General features: G+C 76.3%; 3 protein-coding genes. All 3 read right to left on the reverse strand.

All coding sequences use genetic code 11. The annotated features are described in order from the left end of the window. Positions 1 to 600, reverse strand: a 600-nt coding sequence (locus tag WCS02_RS21205; protein ID WP_422665438.1) for an AAA family ATPase, incomplete at its 3' end; no start/stop codon positions are given. A gap of 143 nt (positions 601 to 743) precedes the next feature. After that, positions 744 to 908: a hypothetical protein gene (locus WCS02_RS19225; protein ID WP_340295893.1), complete on the reverse strand. Its 165-nt coding sequence runs from the start codon at positions 906 to 908 to the stop codon at positions 744 to 746. 236 nt (positions 909 to 1,144) lie between these two features. Then, positions 1,145 to 2,716, reverse strand: a complete 1,572-nt coding sequence (miaB, locus tag WCS02_RS19230; RefSeq protein ID WP_340295894.1) for a tRNA (N6-isopentenyl adenosine(37)-C2)-methylthiotransferase MiaB — start codon at positions 2,714 to 2,716, stop codon at positions 1,145 to 1,147. Positions 2,717 to 2,954: the final 238 nt, after the last annotated feature.

Raw genomic sequence — 2,954 nt, forward strand, 5'->3', positions numbered from 1 at the left:
GCGGGTCTTGCCCGCCCCGGCGTCGCCGGCCAGCAGGACCGCTCCGGGCCGCCCGTCGCGGGCCTCGTCGAGCGCCGCCGCGAGGGCGTCGAGCTCGGCGCGCCGGCCGACCAGCGGGGCGTCGATGCTCAGCCGGGACACGGGCCCATCGTGGCAGCGGGCACCGACGACCTGCACCCGAGGTGCGGTGCGGTGGGGTGGTCCGGGGGTGGTCGGTCCGAACGGCCGGCGGGGCGGCGGACCCGGCACGGTCGGGCCGCCGGGCGGCCGGGGTGCGCGAGCGGACCCGAGATCGTCGGGCGGGCTCGCTTCGGGCGGCTCGTCTGTGCGAGCGGGCCCGAGCTCGTCGGGCCTGGTCGCCCCGGGCGGCCCGTGGTGCACGAGCGGGCCCGAGATCACCGGGCTCCTTCGCCTGGGGCGGCCCGTGTGCCCAAGCCGGCCCGGGAGCGTCGGGTTCGGTCGCCCCGGGCGGCCCGTCTGACCGAGCAGGCTCGAGACCGTCGACGCTGGGTCCAGGGCAGGACTGCGACGGGCACGAGCGCGACCACAACGACTCACGGAGAGTCCCTCGGACGCCGCGACGGGCTTAAGCGCGACCACAACGGCTCACAGGGAGCGGGTCCGTACGCCAGGTGCGGGCGGCCGGCACCCGCGCCACGGGCGGGGGACGTCGACGTCCCACCCGCTGCCGGGGGCGCGGGAGCCCGGCCGGACGGTGAGCCCGGTGGGCGGTGCGGCTGCTGTCAGGCGGCGAGGACGAGGTCCTCGTGGCGGGTGGTGGTGCGGCGGCGGAGCCGGCCGACCCACGCGGCGAGGCGGCGGGACGTGGCGATGTCGGCGCCGAGGCGCTCGCGGCGGTAGGCCAGCTCGGCGTCGAGCAGACCGGGCGTCGGGGGAAGGACGAGCATGGTGACCTCCTGGTCGTCCCCGGTGGCTGGTCCTCCGGGTGATACCAGGCTGGGCCTGAGGGCCGGTGCGCCCCATCGTCCGGTCACGCCCACCGCCTCAGCCGCAGGCCTCGGGGCCGGCTGAGGCGTCGGGCCGAGCGTCTGAGGGGTCACCGTGCGCCGCCTGAGGGGTCACGCACGGCGACCGCGGGGCGGACTGGAGGAGCCGACGGGAGCAGCGCCCGCCGAGCGTCGACTCAGGCGGGGGCGGCAGAGGAGCCGAGCCGCGGCATGCCGAGCCCGACGGTCGTCCGTGCCGCGGGCGCGCCCGCGGGACGGGCCTGTCGCGCCTGCCACGCGTCGCCGGCACGGGTGCGCCGCAGCGAGAGGACGCCGGCGTCGGCGACGAGGTGGTGCGGGGCGGCGTAGGTGACCTCGACCTCGACGACGTCGCCGGGCCGCACGGGCTCCTCCCAGGCCGGCACGCCCGGCGCCGGGCGCGGCGCGAAGTGCACGAGCCGGTTGTCGGGGGCGCGGCCGGAGGAGCGCTCGGTCGCGGTGTCCTTGCGGCCCTCGCCCTCGGACACGAGCAGCTCCAGGCGGCGGCCGGTCTGCGCGCGGTTCTCGGCCCAGGAGATCTCCTCCTGCAGCGCGACGAGACGCTCGTATCGCTCCTGCACGACCGCCTTGGGCACCTGGTCCGGCATGGTCGCCGCCGGCGTCCCGGGCCGCGGGGAGTACTGGAAGGTGAAGGCGTTGGCGAAACGGGAGGCGCGGACCACGTCGAGCGTCGCCTGGAAGTCCTCCTCGGTCTCGCCGGGGAAGCCGACGATGATGTCGGTGGACAGCGCCGCGTCGGGCATGGCCGCGCGCACCCGGTCGATGATGCCGAGGAACCGTTCGGAGCGGTACGAGCGGCGCATCGCGCGCAGCACCCGGTCCGAGCCCGACTGCAGCGGCATGTGCAGCTGGTGCATGACGGTGGGCGTCTCGGCCATCGCGGCGATGACGTCGTCGGTGAACGAGCTCGGGTGGGGGCTGGTGAACCGCACCCGCTCCAGGCCGGGGACCGCCCCGACGGCGCGCAGCAGCTTGCCGAAGGCGAGCCGGTCGCCGAACTCGATGCCGTAGGTGTTGACGTTCTGGCCCAGCAGGGTGACCTCGACGACGCCCTCGGCGACCAGGGCCTCCACCTCGGCGAGCACGTCCCCGGGGCGGCGGTCCTTCTCGGTGCCGCGCAGCGCGGGCACGATGCAGAAGGTGCACGTGTTGGTGCAGCCGACGCTCACCGACACCCACGCCGCGTACGCCGACTCACGCCTGGTGGGCAGCGTGGACGGGAACGTCTCCAACGACTCGAGGATCTCGACCTCGGCGCGCGCGTTGTGCCGGGACCGCTCGAGCAGCGCCGGGAGCGAGCCGAGGTTGTGCGTGCCGATGACGACGTCGACCCACGGGGCCTTGCGGACGATCTCGCCGCGGTCCTTCTGCGCCAGGCAGCCGGCCACGGCGATCTGCATCCCGGGCCGGCGGGCCTTGACCGGCGCCAGGTGCCCGAGGTTGCCGTAGAGCTTGTTGTCCGCGTTCTCGCGCACGGCGCAGGTGTTGAGGACGACGACGTCGGCGCCCTCGTCCACGACGGTGGCGGGGTCCGCGGGGACGTACCCGGCGGCCTCGAGCATGCCGGTGAGGCGCTCGGAGTCGTGGACGTTCATCTGGCAGCCGAACGTGCGCACGTGATACGTGCGGTCCGGCTGCGCGGCGGCCGGCTGCGAGGGCACGGCGGCCTGCCCGAGGGAGGTGGCGGCGAGGGTCTCAGAGGTGCTCATGGCGCCTGCAGGGTACGCGCCGCGGGCCCGGCACCCCGCCCGCCCGGTTGACCGCGGCCCGCGGCGGGTACCCCCTCGGTGTCCGGGGGCCAGCGACATCGAGGAGGAACCACCATGGGAATGCTCTCCAGGCTCGTCGGCCAGGGCCGCCGCGCCGCGACGACCGGCACCACCGCCCGCACAGGACGCCCCGTGCGCCGTGGACGCGGCGCGCCCGCGCCGACGCCCGCCGCGCGAG

This window comes from Aquipuribacter hungaricus, assembly GCF_037860755.1.
GTDB classification, from domain to species: domain Bacteria; phylum Actinomycetota; class Actinomycetes; order Actinomycetales; family JBBAYJ01; genus Aquipuribacter; species Aquipuribacter hungaricus.

What these genes read in the sequence shown, in the direction of transcription:
- WCS02_RS19225 (WP_340295893.1), bottom strand. Translation starts at nt 908, where the DNA reads ATGCTCGTCCTTCCCCCGACGCCCGGTCTGCTCGACGCCGAGCTGGCC.
- miaB (WP_340295894.1), bottom strand. Translation starts at nt 2,716, where the DNA reads ATGAGCACCTCTGAGACCCTCGCCGCCACCTCCCTCGGGCAGGCCGCC.